Annotated in this window: 18 protein-coding genes; 5 read left to right on the plus strand and 13 right to left on the minus strand. The window is 55.7% G+C overall.

The window, feature by feature from the left end; translation table 11 throughout:
* Positions 1-4 precede the first annotated feature (4 nt).
* From treY to proP, 3 genes are all read right to left on the minus strand, one after another.
* Positions 5-2,491, minus strand: a complete 2,487-nt coding sequence (treY, locus tag AC07WB_RS20255; RefSeq protein ID WP_494941156.1) for a malto-oligosyltrehalose synthase — start codon at positions 2,489-2,491, stop codon at positions 5-7.
* A complete protein-coding gene (treZ, locus tag AC07WB_RS20260) occupies positions 2,488-4,272 on the minus strand; it encodes a malto-oligosyltrehalose trehalohydrolase (protein WP_494941157.1) in 1,785 nt (594 codons plus the stop codon). Before treZ ends, treY begins: the two co-directional genes overlap by 4 nt.
* Before the next feature lie 259 nt (positions 4,273-4,531).
* Positions 4,532-5,971 carry a glycine betaine/L-proline transporter ProP gene (gene proP, locus AC07WB_RS20265; RefSeq protein ID WP_494941158.1) on the minus strand — a complete coding sequence of 480 codons (1,440 nt, stop codon included), beginning with the start codon at positions 5,969-5,971 and terminating at the stop codon, positions 4,532-4,534.
* Between the two features lie 324 nt (positions 5,972-6,295).
* On the opposite strand from proP, the gene AC07WB_RS20270 reads away from it, so the two are divergent.
* The 3 genes from AC07WB_RS20270 to AC07WB_RS20280 all read left to right on the plus strand — a co-directional run bounded on the left by AC07WB_RS20270 (position 6,296) and on the right by AC07WB_RS20280 (position 9,130).
* Positions 6,296-6,997 (plus strand): winged helix-turn-helix domain-containing protein, encoded by a 702-nt coding sequence (locus tag AC07WB_RS20270; RefSeq protein ID WP_345830162.1) that lies wholly within the window; start codon positions 6,296-6,298, stop codon positions 6,995-6,997.
* Positions 6,994-8,262 (plus strand): HAMP domain-containing sensor histidine kinase, encoded by a 1,269-nt coding sequence (locus tag AC07WB_RS20275; protein ID WP_494941159.1) that lies wholly within the window; start codon positions 6,994-6,996, stop codon positions 8,260-8,262. The genes AC07WB_RS20270 and AC07WB_RS20275 overlap by 4 nt, the downstream gene beginning before the upstream one ends.
* Positions 8,263-8,350: 88 nt before the next feature.
* Positions 8,351-9,130, plus strand: a complete 780-nt coding sequence (locus AC07WB_RS20280) for a MipA/OmpV family protein (protein WP_494941160.1) — start codon at positions 8,351-8,353, stop codon at positions 9,128-9,130.
* 199 nt (positions 9,131-9,329) lie between these two features.
* On the opposite strand, the gene AC07WB_RS20285 is transcribed toward AC07WB_RS20280, so the two are convergent.
* The 5 genes from AC07WB_RS20285 to AC07WB_RS20305 form a co-directional block, all read right to left on the minus strand.
* The gene (locus AC07WB_RS20285; protein WP_494941161.1) at positions 9,330-10,220 is read right to left on the minus strand and encodes an oxidoreductase; all 891 of its coding nucleotides are present in this window, start codon (positions 10,218-10,220) and stop codon (positions 9,330-9,332) included.
* 178 nt (positions 10,221-10,398) lie between these two features.
* On the minus strand, positions 10,399-11,178 hold the full coding sequence (locus AC07WB_RS20290) for an SDR family oxidoreductase (protein WP_494941162.1): 780 nt from the start codon (positions 11,176-11,178) through the stop codon (positions 10,399-10,401).
* A 10-nt stretch (positions 11,179-11,188) separates the two neighbouring features.
* Positions 11,189-12,268, minus strand: coding sequence for a M24 family metallopeptidase (locus AC07WB_RS20295; protein WP_494941163.1), 1,080 nt, complete (start codon positions 12,266-12,268; stop codon positions 11,189-11,191).
* Complete coding sequence (locus tag AC07WB_RS20300; RefSeq protein ID WP_494941164.1) at positions 12,261-13,904, minus strand: GMC family oxidoreductase; 1,644 nt, start codon at positions 13,902-13,904, stop codon at positions 12,261-12,263. Before AC07WB_RS20300 ends, AC07WB_RS20295 begins: the two co-directional genes overlap by 8 nt.
* A gap of 10 nt (positions 13,905-13,914) precedes the next feature.
* Positions 13,915-15,234 (minus strand): MFS transporter, encoded by a 1,320-nt coding sequence (locus tag AC07WB_RS20305; protein WP_494941165.1) that lies wholly within the window; start codon positions 15,232-15,234, stop codon positions 13,915-13,917.
* 153 nt (positions 15,235-15,387) lie between these two features.
* Here AC07WB_RS20305 and AC07WB_RS20310 point away from each other — a divergent pair, with 153 nt between their 5' ends.
* A complete protein-coding gene (locus AC07WB_RS20310; RefSeq protein WP_494941166.1) occupies positions 15,388-16,560 on the plus strand; it encodes an ROK family protein in 1,173 nt (390 codons plus the stop codon).
* A 108-nt stretch (positions 16,561-16,668) separates the two neighbouring features.
* Here the strand turns inward: AC07WB_RS20310 and AC07WB_RS20315 are convergent, their stop codons facing one another.
* Positions 16,669-17,415, minus strand: coding sequence for an SDR family NAD(P)-dependent oxidoreductase (locus tag AC07WB_RS20315; RefSeq protein WP_097097730.1), 747 nt, complete (start codon positions 17,413-17,415; stop codon positions 16,669-16,671).
* A 146-nt stretch (positions 17,416-17,561) separates the two neighbouring features.
* On the opposite strand from AC07WB_RS20315, the gene AC07WB_RS20320 reads away from it, so the two are divergent.
* Entirely contained in the window at positions 17,562-18,482 is a 921-nt protein-coding gene (locus AC07WB_RS20320; RefSeq protein ID WP_345830147.1) for a LysR family transcriptional regulator, read from the plus strand.
* A gap of 45 nt (positions 18,483-18,527) precedes the next feature.
* Here AC07WB_RS20320 and AC07WB_RS20325 read toward each other — a convergent pair whose 3' ends face one another.
* The 4 genes from AC07WB_RS20325 to AC07WB_RS20340 all read right to left on the minus strand — a co-directional run bounded on the left by AC07WB_RS20325 (position 18,528) and on the right by AC07WB_RS20340 (position 23,218).
* A complete protein-coding gene (locus AC07WB_RS20325) occupies positions 18,528-19,424 on the minus strand; it encodes an SDR family oxidoreductase (RefSeq protein ID WP_097097732.1) in 897 nt (298 codons plus the stop codon).
* 250 nt (positions 19,425-19,674) lie between these two features.
* On the minus strand, positions 19,675-19,827 hold the full coding sequence (locus AC07WB_RS20330; RefSeq protein WP_008110189.1) for a KGG domain-containing protein: 153 nt from the start codon (positions 19,825-19,827) through the stop codon (positions 19,675-19,677).
* 117 nt (positions 19,828-19,944) lie between these two features.
* The gene (locus AC07WB_RS20335; protein ID WP_494941443.1) at positions 19,945-21,030 is read right to left on the minus strand and encodes an ABC transporter substrate-binding protein; all 1,086 of its coding nucleotides are present in this window, start codon (positions 21,028-21,030) and stop codon (positions 19,945-19,947) included.
* Positions 21,031-21,088: 58 nt separating this feature from the next.
* A complete protein-coding gene (locus AC07WB_RS20340) occupies positions 21,089-23,218 on the minus strand; it encodes a TonB-dependent siderophore receptor (protein ID WP_494941167.1) in 2,130 nt (709 codons plus the stop codon).
* Positions 23,219-23,387 lie beyond the last annotated feature (169 nt).

Genomic DNA, 23,387 nt, shown 5'->3' on the forward strand with positions numbered 1-23,387 from the left:
TGCATTAGCTGCTAAGCAGCACTAACGGCGCGCTAGAGGCCGCCTCATCCAGCGGAATGTAATCGCCAATCGCCACCGTTTCGCCGGTCCACAGATTGCGGTAGTGACGATGTGCGAGCGATTCGGTCAGGACCACTTCCGTTTGCCCCCACTGCGCGTTGTTGAGACTCAAACGCGGCAGGATCACCAGCAGCGCGTTATTGCTGTCCTGGCGGGCAAACGCGATGACTTTGTTTTGATGTTCACCGCTGGCGTTCAGCGGCTGATAGTCGCCATAGCGGAATAGCTGCGGCACATCACGCCGCAGATGCAACAGCCGTGCAATCACCTGCTGTTTAAGTTTGCCGCTTAGCCAGTGTTGTGCATCGTTAAAGTCGGGAGAGGCCAATTCATCAAACTGCTGTTGCAGCAGATCAAAATCTGGCGTCCGGCGGTTATCGGGATCGACCAGGCTAAAGTCCAGCGCTTCGCTGCCCTGATAGATATCCGGTACGCCCGGCGCGGTGAGTTTAATCACCGTTTGCGTCAGACTATTGATCAACCCGGCCTGGATAAACGGCTGAAGCGCGTGGCTGAAATCGCTGAGGAACAGCTGATTGGCGGGCGAGAGTAGATGTCGGGCATACTCCAGCACCGCTTTTTCATACGCTGCGTTACTCTCGGCCCAATCGGTACGCAGCTTGGCTTCACGCAGCGCTTTTTCGACAAACGGTAAAAAGCGCGCTTCCAGTTCGCTGGCATCTTGCGGTTGCAGCGTAGTGGGCCAGACGCCAGCCAGGGCTTGATACAGCATCCATTCCACCGCTGGCTCTGGCGCGGGTCCATCCTCCAGCTCAACCACCTGCGCATGATTAATCTGGCGCCAGCGCGTGACATTTTCCGCCCACGGCGAAGGCGCTTCGCTCAGCGTATAAAGGCGCGCGCGTGCATCTTCGCCGCGCTTCGTATCGTGCGTTGAGGTGGAGGAGATACCGTTAGGCTGCTGACGTTGGCGGTTTTGCATCTCGCGGTGAAAATGCGCCAGCGAGAAGGTGTGCGGTAGCGGCTCTGCGCCCACTTCATTGATCGCCAGCGCCACGTGATTACGAAAGAACAGCGTATCCTCCACCGATTTCGCCATCAGCGGGCCGGTCAGCTGCTGGAAGCGTACCCGGAACTCATGTGCTTCCTTTTCACTCTCTTCAGACACCGCGCCCAACAGAATCGCCTGCAGCAAACTCAGCACGGTTGGCGAGGCGCTATTTTTCACGATCTCCAGCACCTGTTGCAGCATTTCCTCACCCTCCAGCGGCATGCCGTCCTGCTGACCGTAGGTGCGATACACCGGGAAGGCGATGAGGATTTCGCGCAGCGCAACGTGTAGTTCCGCCTCGCCAAGGTTGCGATGCTCTGAGCCTGCGATGTCGGTCGCCAACTTAAGCAACCGAGCAAACTCCCCAGCGAAATTGCGATCCACCATCAGTTCACGCGCTACTCGTAATCCGGCTGCAACGTCGTTGCGTTCGCCAGTCGTGGACTCATACGCCAAATGCAGCGTATCAATCTGCGTATCGTCGATCAGCGCGTGGGAGAGTGCGGCAATAAATTCGTAACCCGTGGTCCCCGCAATCGGCCAGTCGGCTGGAATGTGCTCGCCTTCTGCAAGGATTTTTTCCACCGTAATGTAGCAATCCGGGCCGGTGGCCTGACGCAGCTGCTGCAAATAGCCCTGCGGATCGGCCAAGCCATCGACGTGATCGACGCGCAAGCCGCTGACCGCGCCAGAGCTTACCAGCTCGAGAATCAGCCGATGAGAATCGGCAAACACCGCATCATCCTCAACGCGGACGCCCACCAGACCGGTGATCTCAAAGAAGCGGCGATAGGAGAGCTCGCTGCGCGCATCGCGCCAGTTCATTAGTCGCCACGGCTGCTGATCATGCAGCTCGGTAATGGCCTTTGCATCGGTGATGGCCAGCACCGCGTCGGCGCGATCCTGCCAGCTGGCCGGCGTGAGCGGATAATAACTGTCGTAATAGGCTAGCGCGGGGTTGCCGGTTTGCGGGTGCGGCTTAATGCTCAGCTCACCGTTTTCCAGCACGTTATCGAAGCTGTCGCCGAGAAACGGCAGCGTCAGGCGGCGCGACCAGTCAATATCGAAATGGCGCGCGTAACGGCTGGCTTCGCCATGCTCAATCACATCTCGCCACCAGCTGTTCTCCAGCGAGGCCGCCATATGATTGGGCACAATATCGAGAATTAACTCCATGCCCGCCTGTTTAAGCGCCAGGACCAGGCGATCAAAACCTTCACGCCCGCCAATCGCCGGTTCGATTTCATTGGCATCGATGACATCGTAGCCGTGAGTTGATTCGGCAGTGGCGCTGAAAATGGGTGATGCGTAAAGATGGCTGATGCCAAGACGTTGCAGATAGGGCACCAGCGCAGCGGCGCGATCAAAGGTCATGCCATTACGGAACTGAATGCGGTACGTCGCAGTTGGAATACTCATTTTGTTGCTCCCTGATCCAAACGCACCACGATGGCGTGTTGTGGCAATGCTTCAGCCTGTTGCGGCCAGGCGAAAATCGTCCTGCCCGGCATATCCGGCAACGGTTGGTGATGTTTTCCAATATTCAACGCCAGCGAGAGCTCGCCCTGTGGGAAATGCCAGCTGACGGCAATAAAGCCCTCGGCGGTAGCCAGCACTTTGCCGCTATGACCACCGGCATCAGCCAGAAGCGGCACAATATGCTGCTGACGTAGCGCCAACAACTCGCGGGTAAACGCCAGCCACGCCTGGCCCTCTGGCGTTTCCAGCTTGTTCCAGTCGAGCTTCGAACGGGTAAATGTCTGCTCATCGTTGGGGTCGGGTACTTCTTCGTCATGTCCGGCGTGGCCGGTAAACTCTTTCGCACGACCCTCACGCACTGCTTTGGCCAAATCGCCGTGGAAATCGGTGAAGAACAGGAACGGATTGGTTTCGCCATACTCTTCACCCATAAACATCAGAGGGATATGTGGTGAAAGCAGCAGTGTGGCGAGCAGCACTTTGGTGCGATCGCTGCCTGCAAGGTTAATCAAGCGATCGCCCTGCGCGCGGTTCCCCACCTGGTCGTGATTCTGGATAAAATCCACAAACGCCACCGGCGGCTGGCTGGCGCTGGGCACACCGCGCCGCTGACCACTCTGCGGCGAAAGCTCGCCCTGATAGGCAAAACCTTCGGTGAGCACGCGTGCCACCAATTTTTCTGGTACGTCGGCAAAATCCTGGTAATAGGCGTGCGTTTCACCGGTTGCAAACACGTGTACCGCATTGTGGAAGTCATCGTTCCACTCGCCGCTGAACAAGGGCGCCTGACCTTGCCGATCGCGCGGATGCAGGAAGATGACATTGCGGCTATCTTCGGTCGTGAGGTGGATAGGGCGTTCGGGAATGGCCTGGCGAATGCGCTCGGCAATGTCGATCAGCACATGTTTGCTGGAACTGTCTTCAATTTGATCGATGGCATCGAAACGCAAACCATCAAGATTGAACTCCTGCAGCCAGTAAAGCGGCGCTTCCACGATATAACGCCGTGCCGCATCCACATCATAAGCAATGCCTGCGCCCCAGGGCGTCATGCGTTCCTGATGGAAAAACGCGGGCGCCAGCAGCGGCAGGTAGTTGCCTTCGGGGCCAAAATGGTTGAGCACGATATCCAGCACCACCGATAAACCGTGCGCGTGCGCGGCATCGATAAACGCTTTGAAATCATCAGGCGATCCGTAAGTCGCGTGGGGCGCATAGAGCAGGACGCCGTCATAACCCCAGCCGCGATTACCGCCAAACTGCGCAACGGGCAGCACTTCTAGCTGGGTGATACCTAGTTCGGCCAGCCACGGTAATTTGGCGATCGCCGCCTGAAACGTTCCTTCAGGCGTAAAAGTGCCAATGTGCAGTTCGTATACCACCGTTTCATGCCATGGACGCCCTTGCCAGTGGGTGTGTTGCCAGCGGTAGTGTTTGGGATCGATCACCAAAGAGGCGCCGTTAACCTCAGCCTTCTGCGCACGTGCGGCAGGATCCGGCACCACTGTGCCATCGGCCAGCACAAAGTTGTATTCTGCGCCCGGCGCCACGTTGTTGACGTTCAACTCAAACCAACCGTCTCCCACCTGCGTCATGGTGCGGTTGTTGTCGGCAACGCTTAAGGTGATCTGCTGCTGGCCCGGTGCCCAAACACGAAAACGAACGCTGCCATCCGCAAGAATTTCAGCGCCCCAGGATTTTTCAAATGATCTGAATTCCATTCAATTGCCTCGTTTAGCCCACGCAGGGGCAATGGACGACATCAAGCGATTCGCTACTGGCTGATAAAGATATAAAAATCGAGATAAAAGTTAGGTCGGACAACAAATCATAGTCGATATTTTGGCCTTTTCTGGCGCGTACCAACGGATTTCAGGCCACTTTGGGAAATTATCGAATCAGAGGGGGATTTTAACGCTTCGTTTAGAATGAGATGAGGCTGCCAGCCGTGGCAACCTCATTGATTTCGCTCGCTGTGGGTCAGGCCGGTTTATGCTTAGCCTTGCGTTTACGCAGCTTATCAATCAATCGGTGCGCTTCGGCCTCAGTGGCGACCGCAGGCGATGATCCTTTCAGTGGCTTACGTGCGGTTTCACTCAGGGTTAACACGGTGATCAATCCAATCACGCCGGCACCCATCATGTAATAAGCGGGCATCATCGTGTTGTGCGTGGTATCTACCAGCCAGGCGGTAATTAATGGCGTGGTGCCGCCAAACAGTGATACCGACAAGTTAAAGCCAATCGCTAACGCACTGTAACGAATATCGGTGACAAATAGCGCGGGTAACGTGGCGGGCATGGTGCCGCTGAAGCAGGTATGCAATAGCCCCAAAACCGCCAATCCAGCAAAGACCAGCAGCATATTGCCGGTACCAATGAGCATAAAACTGGGAATCGCCAGCAAAATTAAGCCTAGCGCTCCTAAACCAATGACCGGACGACGGCCAATGCGGTCGGTGAAATATCCCCACATTAGTGTCAGGGGCATCATGATAAACATAATTACCATCACCAGCATCAGGCCGGATAATTCGCTCATCCCTAACACGCCGGTTAAATAGCTCGGCATGTAGGCGGTCAGCATATAATTTGAGACGTTAAACAACAGCACCAGGCCAATACATTTCAGCAGCGGTTTATGCTGATCGCGCAGCATCTGCCACACGCTGACACGCGGTTTGTTGTGCTCCAGCTCTTCGCGCTTATCCATGTGATCTTTAAACGCGGGGGTTTCTTCCAGTTTGAGACGGATATACAGGCCGAACAGCCCTAACGGCGCCGCGAGGAAGAACGGCACGCGCCAGCCCCAATCCATCATCGTTTGATGAGGCAAGAAGGCGATCATCGCCGTCACTAAGCTCGCGCCTAATAGGTAGCCAGCTAGCGTACCAAACTCGAGGAAGCTGCCCATAAAGCCGCGACGCTTATCGGTGGAATATTCCGCAATAAAGGTCGCGGCACCGCCATATTCGCCACCGGTTGAGAAGCCCTGCAGCAGGCGCGCGGCAAACAGCAGAATTGGCGCGGTAATACCAATGCTGGCGTAGTTGGGAATTAAGCCGATGCAGAAGGTGCCAATCGACATCATGATCATGGTTAACGCCAATACTTTCTGGCGTCCAATGCGATCGCCGAGCGGGCCAAAGACCATGCCGCCAATGGGACGCACTAAAAATGCCGCAGCGAAAGTACCGAATGAGGCAATGAGCTGAGCGGTTGCGCTGGCATCGGCGAAGAAGACCTGGCCGATAATGACGGCGAGATAGCTGTAAACGCCGAAATCAAACCACTCCATGGCGTTACCGAGTGCAGCGGCACCCACGGCGCGCTTCAGCAATTTGTTGTCGATGACGGTGATATCATCAACCGTTAACCCGCTGGAGGTCGCCGGCTTATCTGAAATCGATCCTGTGCTCATAATATCCCCTGAGAAAAAGTGGCGCGATCTTATAGCTTTCGCAGCCGTTATTTCATTGAAGGAAAAGAAAGCTATAAGAGGCTAAAGAAGTGCAAACCCTAGTAAAGATTTTAACGAAGCGCAAGTTAGTGGCATTTTGCTTTGCGGAAAATGTATTTAATTCTGTAATTCGCTGAATAAATTATAAAGTGCAACATATTCGTTGTGCTGAAATTTTGCATGTCCGCGCCCGATTACCTTCTCCACGCTATCCCGGAGAAACTTATTTACCTGCACCGCTGTCTGTAACACATCGATAAAGCGATTCCGCCGGGAAAATAAGACATGACCTCCGTTTTGTTAATTGAGGACGATCATCGGCTGGCAGGGATGATTGTGCCTTACCTTGCGCAGCACGAATTTAATGTGATGCACAGCGCCAGCGCACCAGACGCACAGCTGCGCCTGCGGCAGTGTGAATTCGACGTTGTGCTACTGGATCTGATGCTCGGTGATGCCGACGGTTTGGCGCTCTGCCGGCAGATTCGCAGCCAGTGTCATAATGAACCCGCCATTATTATGGTGACAGGACGCGGCGATCCGGCGGATCGCATTATCGGCTTGGAAGTGGGGGCGGATGATTATCTGCCAAAGCCTTATGAACCGCGCGAACTTCTGGCTCGGATGCGGGCGGTGCTACGACGAATCAAGCCTGGGCGCTTGCTTAACGCAGAGCATGTTATTCGCTCCGGAGCGCTAGAGATCGATACCGCCGCGCGCAGCGTGCTGCTGCATCAACAACCTTGTGCGCTCACCTCGTTGCAGTTCGATCTGCTGGTGGCGCTGGCGCGTCATGCTGGGCGGGTGCTTAATCGGGAACAAATCTGGCAATCGGTGCGCGGTGAAAGTTACGACAGCTTTGATCGCGCAATTGATGTGCATATCGGCCGCATTCGCCAGCTGATTGAAGATGATCCGCGCACGCCGAAACGTATCATCACCGTGCGCGGTGTCGGCTATGTTTTCTCGGCAATGCCGCACGCATGAAGCGCCTCACGGATTTTCCGCTGCATCTGCAAATCTTTTTCGCCTTCAGCTGTGCTCTGTTGATAGTGGTGATCTGTACTATCGTGTTGTGGCTTTGGAACGATGATGACAATCGCCATCTCAACGCCTTCGCCACCTTTTCCGAGCTGGTGGAGCAGAATCTACCGCCGGCGGACGCGCCACAGTCGGTGCAAGCGGCAGCCATCGATCGCTGGATGGCGCGCGCCCACACGCGTTTTACCCTGTTTGCCGCCAATGGCGAACGGCTCAGTCGTCCACTCGATCCGCCCATTGCATTTCCTTCGCGCGCGGTTTACGGCCAATTAGATGATGATTGGTACGGCATGCGTTTTGTCTGGCCGCTAAAAGATAAGCGCGTGTTGGTTACGCAGTTCAGTAGCGACCGCCAGAAACGGCCGTGGCTGTTTATTTTGCTGCTGCTGGGATTAGCCAGCTGCGTAGCGCTGATCTCCTTCCCGGTGATACGGCGTTTAACGGCGCGGCTGGAATCACTGCAGCAGAGCGTGGAATCACTCGGTCAGGGAAATCTGACGGCGCGAGTAGCGGTTTCGGGTCGCGACGAGGTGGGACGGCTGGCGGCCAGTTTTAACCGCTCGGCCATGCAAATAGAGCAATTGATCCAGGCGCAAAAATCGATATTGGCGAACGCCTCACACGAACTGCGATCGCCATTGATGCGTATTCAGATGGCGGCCGCGCTGCTGGCGCCAGAGGATTCACCCACGCGCCGCGAACTGCAACGCAGCGTGGGCGAACTGGACGCGCTGGTGGAGGAGATCTTGACCCTCAGTCGTTTAGAGATGGCAACCCGCGCGATTAACGCGGACTTTCATCCCGCCGATATCACGGCGATTGCTGCGGAAGAGTGTGCCGCCGCGCAAGTTGAACTTCAGGCGGAGCATGTGGTGGCCGAAGTCGATGCGCGTTTAATTCGCCGTCTTCTACGTAACCTCATCGAAAATGCGCAGCGCTATGCCGGCAGCGGAATTTGCGTGGTGCTTAAACATACAGAAGAGCGCTGTTTTTTACTTGAGGTGCTCGACCGCGGGCCCGGCATTCCGTGCGCTGAGCGCGAGAGTATTTTTCAGCCGTTTTATCGCCTTGCCCACAGCAGCAGCGGTTATGGCCTTGGCTTAGCGTTAGTGCGTTCGATCACCGAATATCACGCTGGCAGCATTAGCGTACACAATCGCGCAGGGGGCGGAGCCCGTTTTTGCGTGTGTCTGCCGCTAGCTGTTACATAACTTTACCGAAGGTAAAAACGGGCGTTACAAGAGGCTGCTGCAATAGGTTTCCTCCTGATTAACTTCTGTAACGGTAAGGATAATGTTGATGCGTTTCACCCTGGCTCAACCTTTCACGCTATTTTGCCTGCTAACGGTTGCCACCTCTGCGGCCTGCGCTGAATCCAGCCAAAATGAATTTTCGGGCTTTATCGGCGGCGGCGTCGGTGTGAAACCGAACTATTCTGGCGCCAAAGAGCATAAAACCGACTTCGTGCCGGCGCTGAAGTTGAAATATGGCCCCTTCTTTGTTGGTGGCGTGGACGATCTAATTGCTCTCGGATGGAACGTTGCCAACACCGATCGATGGACGTTCTCGCTGGGGGTAGGCACGAATATTTCACCGCGTCAGGAGTCTGATGATGCGCATCTTAAAGGGCTGGGGGATATTGATATTACGCCACGCGCTTTCACCTCGGCGGTGTATGAGAATGAATATTTTAAAGGCGGCGTGATCTTAACCCAGGATGTAGGCGGCAATCAGCAGGGATTCAAACTCGCGTCCTATGCGCATCTGCAGTGGCGACCAACGGCGAGCCTGCGTTTTTACACCGGCCCGAGCCTGAGCTGGGCGGATAGCGATTACATGCAGACCCAATATGGCGTGACGGCAGTGCAAGCGGCACGCAGCGGACTGAATCGTTACCATGCCGGTTCAGGTCTGGAGAAGGTGGGCTGGGAAATGGGCATGGAGTATGCGTTAACGCCTGCCTGGCTGATCGGTGCCCGCGTTACGGCGCAGCATCTGGAAAACCAGGCAGCCGACAGCCCGATCGTCGAGAAATCAGGCCAGGTCAGCGGTGCACTATTTGCGGCGTGGCGATTTTAATCGCCAATACCGTAAGGCCGCCATTCATGGCGTAATGCTCGTCAGTTAAGCGTGAATCGGTCACCATGAATGGCGACCCTACGCGGATATCGCCGGGTTTTCGTAGGGTGCGCATTCATGCGCACCTGCATAAACAGGCATTTTTTTGCTTAAGTGAGCGGCATTACGCCATTCATGGCGACCAGGTAACCCCAGATCTTCAGCCTGGGCCTTCGCTTCCTGCCGCCAGCAGGGGCACGATCACATCGCTTATCGGGGTGGCGATGCCATAGGTTCGGCCATAGCGCTGCACCACGCCGTTGCGGATATCCCACTCCAGCGGGCGATTGGCCTGGCGGTCGGCGAGAATGGACGTGCCCAGGTCAGCAGGTGCCTGGTGGAAACGGTCAACAATTTCCTGCGGCACACTGTCGCTCAGCGCTGCCCCGGCAGCGCGCGCCACCGTTAAACACTCCTGTAAATAGGCCAATGCCAGCGCGGTAACATCCTCACGCTGGAACATCCCGGCGCGACGATTCGAAAGCACCATCAGGCCAGCAACGGCGTTTTGCAGCAGTTTGCGCCAGGCGATGGTGAGAAAATCGGCCGAGAGATCGACGCTACAGCGCGTGTCACGCAGCGCCGCAACGACCCGTTCAGCCTGTGGCGTTTCAGGCAGTGTCAGGCGCGGTTTTTCTCGTAGCCACACCGAAGCATCCGGTTCTCGCTGGGCAGGGAACCACACCACCGAAGGCAGTACCGCTGCGCCGTTGACATAGGGTGCAAGTTGCGTTTTCTGCTCTACGCCGTTCTGCAGGGCGCACACCACGGTATTTTCATCACACAGCGCCGCCAGCCATGCGACGATGTCTGCCACCTGCGTGGTTTTTACGGCCACAAACACCAGATCAACCGGCTGCGCAATGTCAGCCGGATGGGTGAGCACCGGGCCAGGGACAATAATTTTGCCACTGTCGTGACGCAGTTCGAGCTGCGGATGCGCGGTGCGGCCACAGAGGGTCGGCGTGCGGCCAACTTCATGCAGAGCGGCGGCGATGGTGGTGCCAATTGCACCCGGTCCAATGAGGGCAATGCTGGGATTCTCAGACATCTTTTCCAGGCTCCTGATTATCAAATGACAGAGGGTCGCTTCAGCACCGAAGAATAGCGGGTTATGGCGCGCTAATGTTATTTTTTGCGCGGTTGCTGCCACCTGTTTTAACGCATCAATGCGGAGGATTTAGTCAGGTGCGCAGTGATGCGCAACAGGCAGACAGCAAACGGAATGATTAATCGTGATAAACTTGGCTGCGGCCGCCATCCACCAGAATATCGGTTGCGTTGATAAAGCGCGCCTCATCTGAAGCGAGAAACAGCGCGGTATAAGCGACTTCATCTGGTTCACCGATGCGCTTGCAGGGCAGTAATGCCGCCTGGCGTTCACGTTCTGCCTGAGGATCAAGGCAGCTTGCCAGCCAGGCTTCTGCGGCAGGCGTCATGATCAAACCCGGCGACACGCTGTTAACACGTATGCCCCGGCTGGCGTATTCCACCCCCAGCGACCGCGTCATGCCAATCAATCCGTGCTTTGCCACCGGATAGGGGAAAGCGCCTGGAATGATTTTATGTCCGTGTACCGAGGCGACGTTGACAATGTTGCCATAATGCCGCGCCAGCATCCCCGGCAACACGCTGCGGATCAGGTTGTAAGGCCCTTTCAGATTGACCTCCATGCAGCGCTGCCAGTCGTCGTCTTCCAGCCCCAGCGGATCGCGAAATACATTCACGCCTGCGCAGTTGATCAGAATATCGATAGGCCCGAGCGCGTCCTGTGCCTGCACTACCGCACGTTGTACCTGCTGCGGTTGCGTCACGTCCGCCATGCAGGCCACGCATTGTTGTCCATATTCTTCCTGCAGCTGGGCGGCCAGTGCTGCGGTGGTCTCAGTGTTGAGATCAAACAGGGCTATGCGGGCACCTTCACGCGCAAACAGCCTGGCAATCGCGCTGCCAATTCCGCTGCCCGCGCCAGTGATAATCGCGGTTTTGTTGGTTAAACGTTGTGACATGGTCGCTTCCTTATGAAGATGCCGGTAACACCAGCCAGTCGGCGAAGTGCAGTAGGCTGGCGTCACGTCGCACGCTAATCAGCGGCCAGTTTGCGGTACGCGTCAGTGCCTCGCAGCCCTCGGAGGTCAATAAAAAGGTGTCTTCACTTTTCACGCCGCTGAGCGTGGGATTCCACGCGAGCGCTGTATTGAGCCGTACTTCGCCTTGCGACTCGGACGTTACGATCTCGTCGCGACAGCCATAACCGGCCGGGCCGCCCTGATGATGATCGCGCCAGGCACCGCCCTGACCCTGCTGCTGATAAGCATTTTGTATGGCGTTGAACACCGCAGACCAACTGCGGCCAGGCTGGGTTGCACAGAGAATATCGGCATGGATCTGGCTCAAGGTTTGAAGGCGCTGGCGCAGCGCGGGCGCTGGTTCACCGATATGCACCAGGCGCGTCAGGCTAACGTGCAGGCCATGGCGCTCAGCGCCCAGCGTAATCAGCAGCTGGTGCCGCACTATTTTCGCAGTGGGCACCGGATGTTTAAATGCGGCGATACGCTCATCGGCCGCCACTAAGGTGCACATCGGGCGAATGCCACGCGCCAGGCAAGCCGCAACGATCTGCGCTTCCACCTGCCACTCCGTTACGCCGGCACGCAGCTGGCGCGCCACATCCTCAACAATCTGCGCGGCTTCGCGTCCGAGCGTGCGAAATCTTTGCTGTTCGCTGCTGTTCAGCCCCTGACGCAGCACGATCATCTGCTGCTGAATATCGATTGTCTCGGCAAGCGGCGTATCGCTGCCAAGTTTACCGGGCGGCAGCACGCTATGTAGCGACTGAAACCAGGGATAGCTTTGCGTTTCGCAGGCAAACGGCAGCGGCTCTTCGGCGAGAATGCGCGGCATCTCATTTTCGGGGGCGAGCAGCAGCACTTTATGCGGGGTTACCAGCAGGCTGGCGACGCCGGTTTCGGCGCGTTCAACAACGTAATAGCTGGCACCTTCCGTCAGCCAGGCGATGTTATCGCGCCGGGTGAGCAGCACTGCATCCAGCTGCCAATCGGCCAGCGCCCGCTGCAGCCGCGTCAACTTTTCACTCATCGGCTGTCTCCTTCTGTACGAAATCCTGTGTTTGCATCAGCAATTCTGCGGCGCGGTGCGCGACAGCCATCACGATGGCATTGGTATTGCCGCTAACGATGTTAGGCATCATTGAGGCATCCACCACGCGCAGGCGATTGACCCCGCGCACCCGCAGATCGTCGCTTAGCACCGCTAGCGGATCGTTCGCGTGCCCCATGCGGCAGGTGCCCACCGGGTGATAGCCGGTTTTCACCATGCGTTTACAGTGCTCGACGATAGTTGCATCGGAGGTGATTTCTGCACCGGGGAAAATTTCCTGCTGCACCATCTCGCTGATGGGCGTTGCGGCAATCACCTGCCGCGCGAAGCGGAAGCCGGCAATGGTGCGAGCCAAATCATCCGGGTGACCAAATATTTGCGTATCAATGATCGGCAAGCTGCTGGCGCTACCGTCGCGCAGCGTGACTTCGCCGGTGGCTTTGGGGCGCAGCAGCAGCGAATTAACGGTGACGCCGTGGCCAGGGTCGGCGCCCATCACATCGCGATCGAGATATACCGTGGGCACGCAGAACATCTGGATGGTGGGCGTGGCGCTAAAATCGAGCGGATCAAAGAAGGCACAGGTTTCGACGCCGGTGGTGATGACCGGGCCGGTTTTAAACAGCATGTACTGCAAACCCGCTTTGATCATTGGCCAGCCGCGATCCTGACCGTAATAGCCAAACGCACCTTTGGTGCTGGCGACCACCGGTACTTCATAGTGATCCTGCAAGTTCTTGCCAACGCCGGGCAGATGATGACGTAGCGTGATGCCGTGCTTTTTCAGCTGATCCTGTGGGCCAATCCCGGAGAGCATCAGGAGTTTCGGCGTTTGGTAGGCGCCAGCGGCGAGTATGACCTCTTTGCAGGCGCTGGCACGCTGCGGATGCCCCTCCAGCGTGTAGCGGACGCCAGTGGCATTCGCGCCCTCAAACAGGATCTCCTCCACCTGCGCGCCGGTGGCAATCGTTAAGCGTGTGTCCTGGCGCAGCGGGTTGATAAAGGCATCTACCACGCTGCAACGCTGTCGCGTTTGTCCATTGATGGTGTGCTGCATGAACCCGACGCCAAACGGATTGCCGGTGTTGAAATCCGGCGTGTAAGGGATGCCCAGGCCCTGCATGGTTTTGACGTACGCGCGGCTGAGCGGGCTGAAGTGACCCAGATGTGACACTTTCATTGGGCCGCCAACGCCATGATTGGGAGCGCCAAGATGATCGTTATCTTCGATAGCGGTGAAGTGGGGCAGCAGCGCCTCCCACGACCAGTCAATCCCCTGATTGCCCAGCGCGTGATTCCAGTCGGCATAATCCTGACGATGACCGCGCATATACACCATGGCATTCACCGTCGATCCTCCGCCCAGCACCTTCGCCTGCGGCACAATCACACCGCGTCCGTTCAGCTGGGCTTGCGGCTCGGTTTGATGCATCGTTAGGAACTTGTCGCTGGCGAGGAACTTCATGTAACCCGCCGGCATTTTTAATACCGGATGATATTCATCGCGCCCGGCTTCCAGCAGCAGCACGCGCGCGTTGCCCTCCCTGACCAATCTGGCGGCGACGATACAGCCAGCGCTGCCGCCGCCCACCACAATGTAATCAAACTCATTCATGTTTTTCTCTTTACTCTGAAGCGACAGAATCAAAACGACGCAGGCGCTGCGCCTCGGGATTGTGCTGCTCGCCGGGATCGAGCGGGCTAAGCAGGAAGCACCACGAAAGCATCGCGCTCACCAGGTACAGCGCGGCATATCCCCAAACCACGCCCGAGGTGCCGAAGAGTGCGTTGAAGGCGCCATAGAGTGCCGGGCCAAAGAAGGTCGAAAGCCCGGCGGCGAAGCAGTAGATCGCCATCGCATTGCCTTTATCTTTTGGCTGACACAGTGAAGAAAACAGTGCTGCGGCAGGGACATAGCCACATAAGGTGATGCCATATAAACAGGCGCAAATCACGCTGAGCACAAAGCTGCCATGGCTCCATTGCGGCACGAAGTACATGAGCAGCATTGAAATACCGGAGCCGAGTCCGCCAAATACCGTCAATACCTTGCGCCAGCCGATGCGATCGCTGATTTTGCCGACGATCGGGTTAAAACTCATGCCAACCAGGCCCATGATCGTGATCAGGCTGAGGTATTCGGTTTGTGTAAAACCGATTTGCTCGGTGAAAAAGCCCGGCAGGAAAATAAAGAAACCAAAGTAGGGCGTGGTGTTAATGATGCGGACCACGGCGGCGGCGGCAATGCGTGGTTCACGCCACAGAATATCAATGCCGCCCATCAGCGTTCGGGCGGTGCCCTGCTGACGATGCTTTTCATCCAGCAGCGATTGATATCCGCTGCGCTCTTTTAGCGCGACGAGCATCACCAACATACCCAGCGCCACCAGCCCCAGCGACAGCCAGAAGGTGGCATATTCGCCAACCCATCTGATCGAGAAGATTGCCACCAGCGAACCCAGCGTCGGCAAGCCGCCGGTAAACGCCAGCCAGAACCAACCGGTTGCTGAGCCGCGCATCTCCGCGGGGGCGGCGGCCTGAATCCACACCAGAAAAGCATAGGCAAACATCGGATAAGCCACGCCGCGCAGGCCGTAAGTTAGCGCCAGCAGCAGTACGCTGTGTGAAGGGAGCGCAATGGCCAGAAACAGGACTTCGAACACAATCCAAATCAAACCGCCCGCCAGCATCACTTTGCGCGGACCAATTAACGTGGAGAGTGAACCGGCCAGCCATGAACCCAGGGTAACGGTCACGCCGTAGAACGCGATCACCGCCGCCGCGATGTTGAGCGAAAAGCCATTTTCATGCAGGTAAGGAGCCAGATAGTTCGATTCGACGCCGTCGCCAATCATAAACAGCAGCACAGCGACGTAGCCCCATGCCAGCGCGGGTGGAATGCCGAGGCGGATCAGCCACGGATGGTTTGCAGGTGATGTTGTCATTTTAATTTTTCTCTTGAGAGGTCATGATGATTTTTTGTTATTGGGATGAGCACGAACTCTAGAGCAATGGGTGCAAGCAGGATGGTGAGACCATCACAAAAGATAGTAAACGCTGTTTAGTAAACGCGTCTGCTGTGGAAGCAGGGAGAGAAAATGAAGCCGGTTGGACTGAACAATTTTCACGTACGCAAACACAATAAAGCCGTGTTTATTGACCTGATGTGGCGCCATAAACAGCTCAGCAAATCGCAGCTGGCCCAGCTCAGTGGATTGACGATCCCCGCTGCCAGTAAAATTTTGCAGGCGCTGCTGGATGAGGGAAAACTTCAGCATTCCCATGCTGTGATGAGCACCCGTGGCAACAGCAACGGCAGTTTTCAACTGCCTTCCGAAGGGCCGTGGACGCTGTGTTTGTGCGTGAAGCCAACCAGTATTGAACGGCAGCTGGCTGATGCGCAGCTCGTGCCGCAAGGCGACTATCAGCAAACCACGATCAACGCTGAGACGCCGGAAGCACTGCTCAATGAGATTGAAGCGGTATGGCGGCAAACCTGCAAACAGTGGCCGAAGCGGCGCATTAATCTGGCGTTGGCGGTACATGGCCAGGTCGATCCGGTGACTGGCGTATCACAGCATATGCCGCAGGCTGCGTGGAAGACGCCGCTGCAGATGAAATTTCTGCTGGAGGAGAAGCTTGGCGTTGAAGTCCGCGTCGATAACGACTGCGTGATGCTGGCGCTGGCTGAAAAGTGGCTCAATCGCAACGCGTTGAGTGAGTTCTGCGTCATCAACGTCGATTACGGTATTGGATCGTCCTTCGTGATTAACGGTGAAATCTTTCGCGGCAATCTTTATGGCAGTGGCCAGATCGGCCACACCATTATTGCGCCCGACGGCTTACGCTGCAGCTGCGGACGCCAGGGTTGTCTGGAAACGGTAGCGTCCCTTAGCGCGTTAAAACAGGCTGCTCATCAGCGAGCACCGCAGGCAGCGCAGCCCTCGAGCAAGCAGTTGCTGGCCGCGTGGCAAGCGGGCGAGCCGTGGATCGTGGCGTGGGCGCAGCGTGCAGCAGAGGCGATCGGCATGAGCTTGTATAATTTTCTCAATACGCTGAATATTAACCAGATTTGGTTATATGGGCGCAGCTGTACTTTCGGTGAAAATTGGCTGCACAGCATCGTGCAGCAGATTGATTTCAATCCTTTCGATCCGCGCGATGCGCTGAAAAGCAAAGGCACAAATGTGCATTTTGGCCAGTTAGATCGCGCGCGTCAGGTGCTGGGTATCGGTTATTTGTACGTGGAAGCCGATCCCAGTGCGGCCTGAAGGCTGCAAAGCAAGGCCAGTTTATGCAGGTGCGCATGAATGCGCACCCTACGAAAAACCGGCGATATCAACGATCGGCATTAGCCCAGTCATACCTACCTTGCGCTATCACACCTGCGCCATACCGCCATCGACAAACAGTTCGGCGGCATTGATAAAGCTGGATGCATCAGACGCCAAAAACGCCACCACTTTACCGATCTCTTCCGCTTCCCCCAGGCGACCCAACGGCACCTGCGCCGCTAGCGCATCAAACAATCCCTGACGCTGATCTTCGCTCACCAAGCCACCTAAGCCTGGCGTGCGCACCGGTCCTGGGCTGACAACGTTAACGCGAATGCCACGGTCTTTCACGTCCAGCGCCCACGAGCGGGCAAAGTTGCGTACTGCCGCTTTACTGGCGCTGTAGACGCTGAAACCGGCAGTGCCCTGAACCGAAGTGGTGGAGGAGGTGAGGATCACCGAGGCGTGGTCGCTGAGCAGCGGCAGCGCCTTTTGCACCGTGAACAGTACGCCGCGAACGTTGGTGCCAAAAATGCGGTCAAAATGCTCTTCGGTGATGGCACCGAGCGGCAACATATCGCCGCCGCCCGCGTTGGCAAAAAGTATATCCAGCCGCCCCGCCTGTTGGGCGATTTCTGCATACACATTATCGAGGTCGCTCAGCAGTGAAGCATCAGCGCGAATGCCGGTGGCGCTGGCACCGATGCGGGCCACCGCCGCATCAAGCTCCGCCTGACGACGTCCGGTGATAAATACGCGGGCGCCTTGTGCCGCTAACTCTTGCGCTGATGCTAAACCGATACCCGTGGTGCCGCCGGTTACCAGTGCGATTTTACCGTTAAGCGTATTCATGTGTACTTCTCCAAATGTAATGGGGTTGAGATGACTGCGTTGCAGTGCATGAGAAGCACTCTATTCCTGCTGAGTTTGGTGATAAATGGTGTAAAATCGAAAGGACTATTTCTGTAGGTGGATAATGCGGGCTTGAGGAAAACGGCGTGGATCAGTTAATGGCAATACGCGCGTTTGCACGCGTAGTAGAAGCAGGCAATTTTACCCGTGCGGCAGATTCACTGGATATGCCCAACGCCACGCTCAGCAAGCTGGTGCAGGAGCTGGAAGCGCATCTTGGCATTCGTCTGCTGCAGCGCACCACGCGACGCGTTACGGTGACGCCCGAAGGGCGCGACTATTACGAAAAGGCGCTGCGCATCGTGCGTGATTTGGAAGATATCGACCACTCTTTCAACGCGGAAAGCGTTAAACCCAGCGGCTATTTGCGTATCGATATTGGCGGATCCACCGCGCGCGATGTATTAATTCCTTTGTTGCCGGATTTTATCGCACGCTATCCGGAAATCCGCCTGGATCTTGGCGTCTCAGACCGTGCAGTAGATTTAATCAGTGGCAATGTCGATTGCGTCATTCGTGGCGGTCCGCTGAGTGATTCTTCGCTGGTGGCGCGACATTTGGGCGATGCTGAGCTCATCACCTGCGCCGCGCCCGCGTATCTGAAAACGTATGGCGTGCCGGCTTATCCGCAGGAGCTACGCAACGGTCATCGGCTGGTTAGCTATTTATCGCCACAAAGTGGCCGGGCGTTTCCGTTTCGCTTTGCGCGTGATGAGGACGTGTTGGAAATCAAGGCTGCACATCGCATTGGTGTGAATGAAAGCAATGCACATCTGGCAACGGCGGTGGCGGGATTGGGGATTATTCAGACCTTCCGCTATGCGGCAGCAGCCGATCTTGAAGCGGGACGCTTAGTCGAGATACTTGCCGCATGGCAGCCGGCAAGATACCCATTTCACGTGGTTTATCCGCAAAATCGGCATCTTACGCAGCGCCTGCGGGTGTTTATTGAATGGTTACGCGACGTGTTTCCCGCACGGCTATTAGCAACAAAACGGTCGCCATAAAGGCGACCGTCATTGATGTCGTAGGGCGTATCAACGCTGCAGACGTTACAGCGTACCGGTACCACCATCCGAGCACCACACTTGTCCGGAGGTGAAGCTGTTATTCACCTGCGCAAAGGTCACATACAGCGGGGCGATTTCAGCCGGTTGTCCAGGACGACCCAGCGGTGCCGACTCACCAAATTTCTCAACTTTCTCTTGCGGCTGGCCGCCGCAAACCTGCAGCGCAGTCCAGTATGGACCCGGGGCGACCGCGTTGACGCGGATTTTATCTTTGCCCAGCTGTTGCGCCAGCGCTTTAGTAAAGGCAACGATTGAGGCTTTGGTCTGGGCATAATCCAGCAAAATCGCGCTCGGTTGGTAAGCCTGAACCGAGGACGTATTGATGATGGAAGATCCTGCAGGCAAATATTCCAGCGCCGCTTTGGTGATCCAGAACATCGCGTAGACGTTGGTTTTGAACGTCGCATCAAAATCTTCGGTGGAAAGGGTACGGATTGACTCATTAAACTGTTGGCGACCCGCGTTGTTAACCAGAATATCCAGGCCGCCAAGCTGTTCAGCAGCCTGTTTTACCAGCTCCTGACAAAATTTTTCAGAACGAATATCGCCCGGAATCGCCACCGCTTTACGGCCTTCAGCTTCAATCAGTTGCACAACTTCAGCGGCATCGGATTCCTCTTCGGGCAGATAGTTGATCGCCACATCAGCCCCTTCTCGGGCATAAGCGATAGCGACGGCACGGCCAATACCGGAATCACCGCCGGTGATCAGCGCCTTACGTCCGGTAAGTTTACCGCTGCCGCGATAACTGGTTTCACCATGATCTGGACGGGGATCCATTTTGCTTGCTAAACCAGGCATCGGTTGCTGCTGTTTTTTAAATGGCGGAACCGGATACTCTTCAGTAATTAAGGTCTTATTAGTGGTTTGCACAGTCATATATATCTCCATGTCGCATGATGTGAATAAATTAAGCCTGGCATAAATGTGATATTTGTCACGTTAAAAAATGAACAATCAAATTTATTAAGACGAATCGGCATTAGGGCGCGCTGCAAATTGTTAGCAGTTAAGTCAGGTTATTAACCATATTTGTCGGGGGAAGTTTAATGCTTGAGAGGGGACGACAACGGGCGTCCATGCCCGGGCGAGGTTCCAGCAAGCTGCATACTACTTGCAGCTGTAATAGCTACTTCTTACCGCCTTTCTTACCAGCTTCGGAGGCTTTTGCAGGGTCGTCTTTGAAACTACCGCCGCTTTTCTCTCCGCCTTTTTTACCGGCATCAGACGCTTTCTTTTTATCGTCAGCGAAATTACCGGAACCGCCTCTATGCTCAGCCATAAAACATCCTCTCATGAGTTGTTGTTGCATGGCGGAAATAACTTCTTCGACACCATGCCCGTGCTGCAAATTTAAGATTAGCGATGTTCCGATTAATCACAAGCGCAGCGACAGCGATTATTTAGTCTCCGTGGCACTGATGACCTTAAAATAGGTGCCGCTATAAGGGATGGGCAGAAAATCATGAAATATCTGCTGCAGCGTTTTCTCCGGATCAACGTCAGTAAATAACTGGGGATAGAGGGTTTTTGCCATAAACTCCGTGGCGGCAATGTGCCAGGGACTTAGATAGAAGTTCATCCAGATCGCTGCGGCGTGTCCATTGCGCAGCGCATGCAACTCGCGTAAACCGTTTTGCTGCGCGGTGAGCTGTTTAAAACTGGTGAGCACCGCGGCTGGCGCTACTTCAGGGCCGAGCTTGAGCAAACCCTGCGATGCGTTATCGCCGAAGCCCGTGGCGAAGTAGAAATCAGGCTGAGCGGCAATCACACTTTCTTCACTAAGACGTCCGAAAACCCCATGCTGGGTTTTGCTGGCAATGTTAGCGCCGCCCGCCGCATTCAGTAATTCGCCCAGGCTGCCGTTAATGGCGGTTACGCAGCATTCGTTGCGTCGGCCGAGATGCAGTTGCAATAGTACCGAGGGTTTTGCGCCCTGATAGCGGGCTAAGCGCTGGCGGATAACCTGCATATGTGCGTCGTAGAAGCGGTTAAATGCCTGCGCTCGCGCTTGTTGATTCAGTACTTCACCGAAGATCTCCACGCTGCGGCGCGTATTTTTCAGCAGATGCACGCGCAGATCGATTTTCACCACCGGAATATGCGCTGCTTTTAGCATGCTCACCAAACGCAGATCGGCATCATCGTAGCGCGCCAGGCTTGGCAATATCACCACGTCGGGCTGCAGCGCCAGAATTTGCTCGGGATTCATTGCATTCGGGCCGCCAGAACCCAGTGACGGGATCTTCAGCATCTGTGGAAACTGGCGCGCAAAACTGTTCCAGGTCTGGCTGTCGTATTTCTTCAGATCCTGCGGCCACGCCACGATATGCTGAAAAGGATCGCCCGGCTCCAGTAGCGCCAGCGTATACAGCATGCGGCTTTCGCCTAACACAATGCGTTGTGGATGATCGGGAATTTCAACGCGATTACCGTCAATGTCGGTGATGCTTTTCGCCCATGCAGCGCTGCTAAGCGCTAGCATCAACAGGATCGCGCCGAGGAGGGAAGGCGCACGCAATGCGCCTGATAGACGTACGGAATCAGAATTCAACGCTGGCCTCGAGCATCAGGTTGCGGGTTTCGCCTTCACGCACGCGTAAGTTACCGCCGCTGGAGGTGTAATAGTGCTTGTTAAACAGATTATTCAGATTCAGTTTCAACTGCGTTTTTTCGCCAAATAGTGAGTTATTCCAGGCGATAAAGCTGTCCGCGACGACGTAATCCGGCATGGTGAAACTATTTTCCGGATCGCCTGCACGGCTGCCAACGTAACGCGCGCCGCCGCCAACGCGGAAGTCGCCCGGAATGCCGGAGATGGCCAGATTATGGCTCAGATAGAGCGCGCCAGAATGGCGGGGTGCATTCTGCAGCCGATTGCCGTTGTTGGCTGCGTTTACGCCGTCATCAACGATTTCTGCTTTGTCGTAACTGTAATTGGCGCTGAGATCCCAGCCCGGTAATACTTCGCCATTTAACTCAAATTCCGCCCCGCTGGAGCGGGCTTTATTAATGGCGCGTGTGGTGCCATTTATGGAGAGCGACATGTCTCGCTCGTTGATGCGATACAGCGCCACGCTGGCAAAAAGCTTCGGTGAAATCTGCCATTTGCTGCCCACTTCCCAGGTTGTGCCCTGTTCCGGTTTGCCCACATTGCCATCATCATCCACATCGGTGGAGGGCGTAAAGGATTTGCTGACGCTGGAGTAGAGTGAAACGTCTGGGGTTATTTTGTATATCAAACCGACCTGCGGCAGGAATTTATTGCCTTCGCTATCCAGGGTTTGCACCACCGGATCGAAGCCTTTCGAGGCGCGTTGTTCATAATGCTGGTAGCGTCCGCCAAGCACCGCAATCCAGTTCTCCGTCAGGCTGATACTGTCTTTGGCATACAGCGAGCGGCTATGCGTGCGGTTCAGGTTATTGGCATTGGCGCTGTTTTCCGTCGTGCTATTGGTGATGGGTGATAAAATATCGTACTGCGGATCGTTCAGGTTAAATGCGCTGTTGGCTTTGCCCTGGAACTGATGTGCGCGGTAGGTTTGGATCATCTCGTAATCGGTGCCCAGCACGATATCGTGCGTCATGCCGAACACGTGTTGTGACCCGATCAGATCCCACGATAGGTATTTGGTTTTATGGTTAAAGCCGCGGTTAGCATCGGCGCGACGCGTCACCACGCCGGTGGTGGGATTGATTGCGGTAACGCGCACCTCGTTGTTGTCGTACTGGCGCTGGTTCCAACCGAGCGTAACGCGGGTACTCCACTCATCATTAAATTGCCAGTCGTAATGGGCGTTGAGCGTTTTGTTGTGGCCCCACGCGTGGTTGGCTTTGTCATCAAGACGATCCTTGTAACCGATATCAACAGGTTTGCCGTTAATAAACGCCGTGCCACGGTCGTAGGGGATGTCATATTGATAATCCTCATAGCTGATGAGGAAACTGGCTTGTTCGCCAAACCATTGAAGTGAGGGCGCAATGAGCGTGTGCTTGTCACTGCCAAAATTACGCCAGTAATCCTGATTTTGTTTTTCCGCAATCAGACGGAAGGCGAAGCCGTTGCCAAGCGGTCCGGTGACATCGACGGTGCCTGCGCCGCCGCCTTCACTGGAGGTCTTACCGCTCACTTTGGTGTGCCACTCATATTGCGGCTTCTTGCTGATAACATTGATGACGCCGCCCGGATTCTGAATGCCATACAGCAGCGAGGCTGAGCCTTTCAATACTTCTACGCGCTCGGTCGTGGCATCAAAATTCAGGCCCTGGCTGCTGCGAACGCCGTCGCGGTAGATCGAGCCATCTGAATTACTGCCAAAACCACGCCGTACAAAACCATCTTCGGTACCCGCCAGCGTGTTGCCTTCGGTCACGCCGCTGACGAAGCGCATCGCATCGGCAAGGCTGGATGCTTGATAATCTTCAAGCTGTTGCTGCGTCACCACGCTCACCGACTGCGCCTGGTTTATGCGAGGCGTTGGCGTTTTACTCCCTACCGAGCTGCTAGTGGCGTTATAGCCTTGCGCAGCGGTTTCATCGGCCGATACCGTCAGCGTAGTGTTTTCCTCGGCCGCAAAACTGCTGGCCGAACCCCAAAGGGTGGCACCATAAATCGCCGCAAGGATCGCGGGATGGCGTTTTGATTTAAAAGCGCATGGCAGATTATTATTCATGTAATTAAACCTGGTGTTATTACGGGATTAATATTCATCCGTGAATCGAAGCGAGTGGTTAATTTTGCGTAATGTCGTGCGGCGTTAAATAGCCAATGTAATGCAATTGAGAATCATTCAAACATGAAAAAATGTAGTAGTAAACGGAAATAAAAGTGCGGATACTACA

The sequence above is a fragment of the Pantoea sp. GW821-FHT03E06 genome (genome assembly GCF_059420725.1).

Excerpts from the sequence above, each read along its gene's own strand:
- treZ (WP_494941157.1), bottom strand. The coding sequence starts at position 4,272 with ATGGAATTCAGATCATTTGAAAAATCCTGGGGCGCTGAAATTCTTGCG.
- AC07WB_RS20275 (WP_494941159.1), top strand. The coding sequence starts at position 6,994 with ATGAAGCGCCTCACGGATTTTCCGCTGCATCTGCAAATCTTTTTCGCC.
- proP (WP_494941158.1), bottom strand. The coding sequence starts at position 5,971 with ATGAGCACAGGATCGATTTCAGATAAGCCGGCGACCTCCAGCGGGTTA.
- AC07WB_RS20335 (WP_494941443.1), bottom strand. The coding sequence starts at position 21,030 with ATGCTAGCGCTTAGCAGCGCTGCATGGGCGAAAAGCATCACCGACATT.
- AC07WB_RS20290 (WP_494941162.1), bottom strand. The coding sequence starts at position 11,178 with ATGTCACAACGTTTAACCAACAAAACCGCGATTATCACTGGCGCGGGC.
- AC07WB_RS20285 (WP_494941161.1), bottom strand. The coding sequence starts at position 10,220 with ATGTCTGAGAATCCCAGCATTGCCCTCATTGGACCGGGTGCAATTGGC.
- AC07WB_RS20325 (WP_097097732.1), bottom strand. The coding sequence starts at position 19,424 with ATGACTGTGCAAACCACTAATAAGACCTTAATTACTGAAGAGTATCCG.
- AC07WB_RS20300 (WP_494941164.1), bottom strand. The coding sequence starts at position 13,904 with ATGAATGAGTTTGATTACATTGTGGTGGGCGGCGGCAGCGCTGGCTGT.
- AC07WB_RS20295 (WP_494941163.1), bottom strand. The coding sequence starts at position 12,268 with ATGAGTGAAAAGTTGACGCGGCTGCAGCGGGCGCTGGCCGATTGGCAG.
- AC07WB_RS20305 (WP_494941165.1), bottom strand. The coding sequence starts at position 15,234 with ATGACAACATCACCTGCAAACCATCCGTGGCTGATCCGCCTCGGCATT.
- AC07WB_RS20315 (WP_097097730.1), bottom strand. The coding sequence starts at position 17,415 with ATGAATACGCTTAACGGTAAAATCGCACTGGTAACCGGCGGCACCACG.
- AC07WB_RS20270 (WP_345830162.1), top strand. The coding sequence starts at position 6,296 with ATGACCTCCGTTTTGTTAATTGAGGACGATCATCGGCTGGCAGGGATG.
- AC07WB_RS20310 (WP_494941166.1), top strand. The coding sequence starts at position 15,388 with ATGAAGCCGGTTGGACTGAACAATTTTCACGTACGCAAACACAATAAA.
- AC07WB_RS20280 (WP_494941160.1), top strand. The coding sequence starts at position 8,351 with ATGCGTTTCACCCTGGCTCAACCTTTCACGCTATTTTGCCTGCTAACG.
- AC07WB_RS20330 (WP_008110189.1), bottom strand. The coding sequence starts at position 19,827 with ATGGCTGAGCATAGAGGCGGTTCCGGTAATTTCGCTGACGATAAAAAG.
- treY (WP_494941156.1), bottom strand. The coding sequence starts at position 2,491 with ATGAGTATTCCAACTGCGACGTACCGCATTCAGTTCCGTAATGGCATG.
- AC07WB_RS20340 (WP_494941167.1), bottom strand. The coding sequence starts at position 23,218 with ATGAATAATAATCTGCCATGCGCTTTTAAATCAAAACGCCATCCCGCG.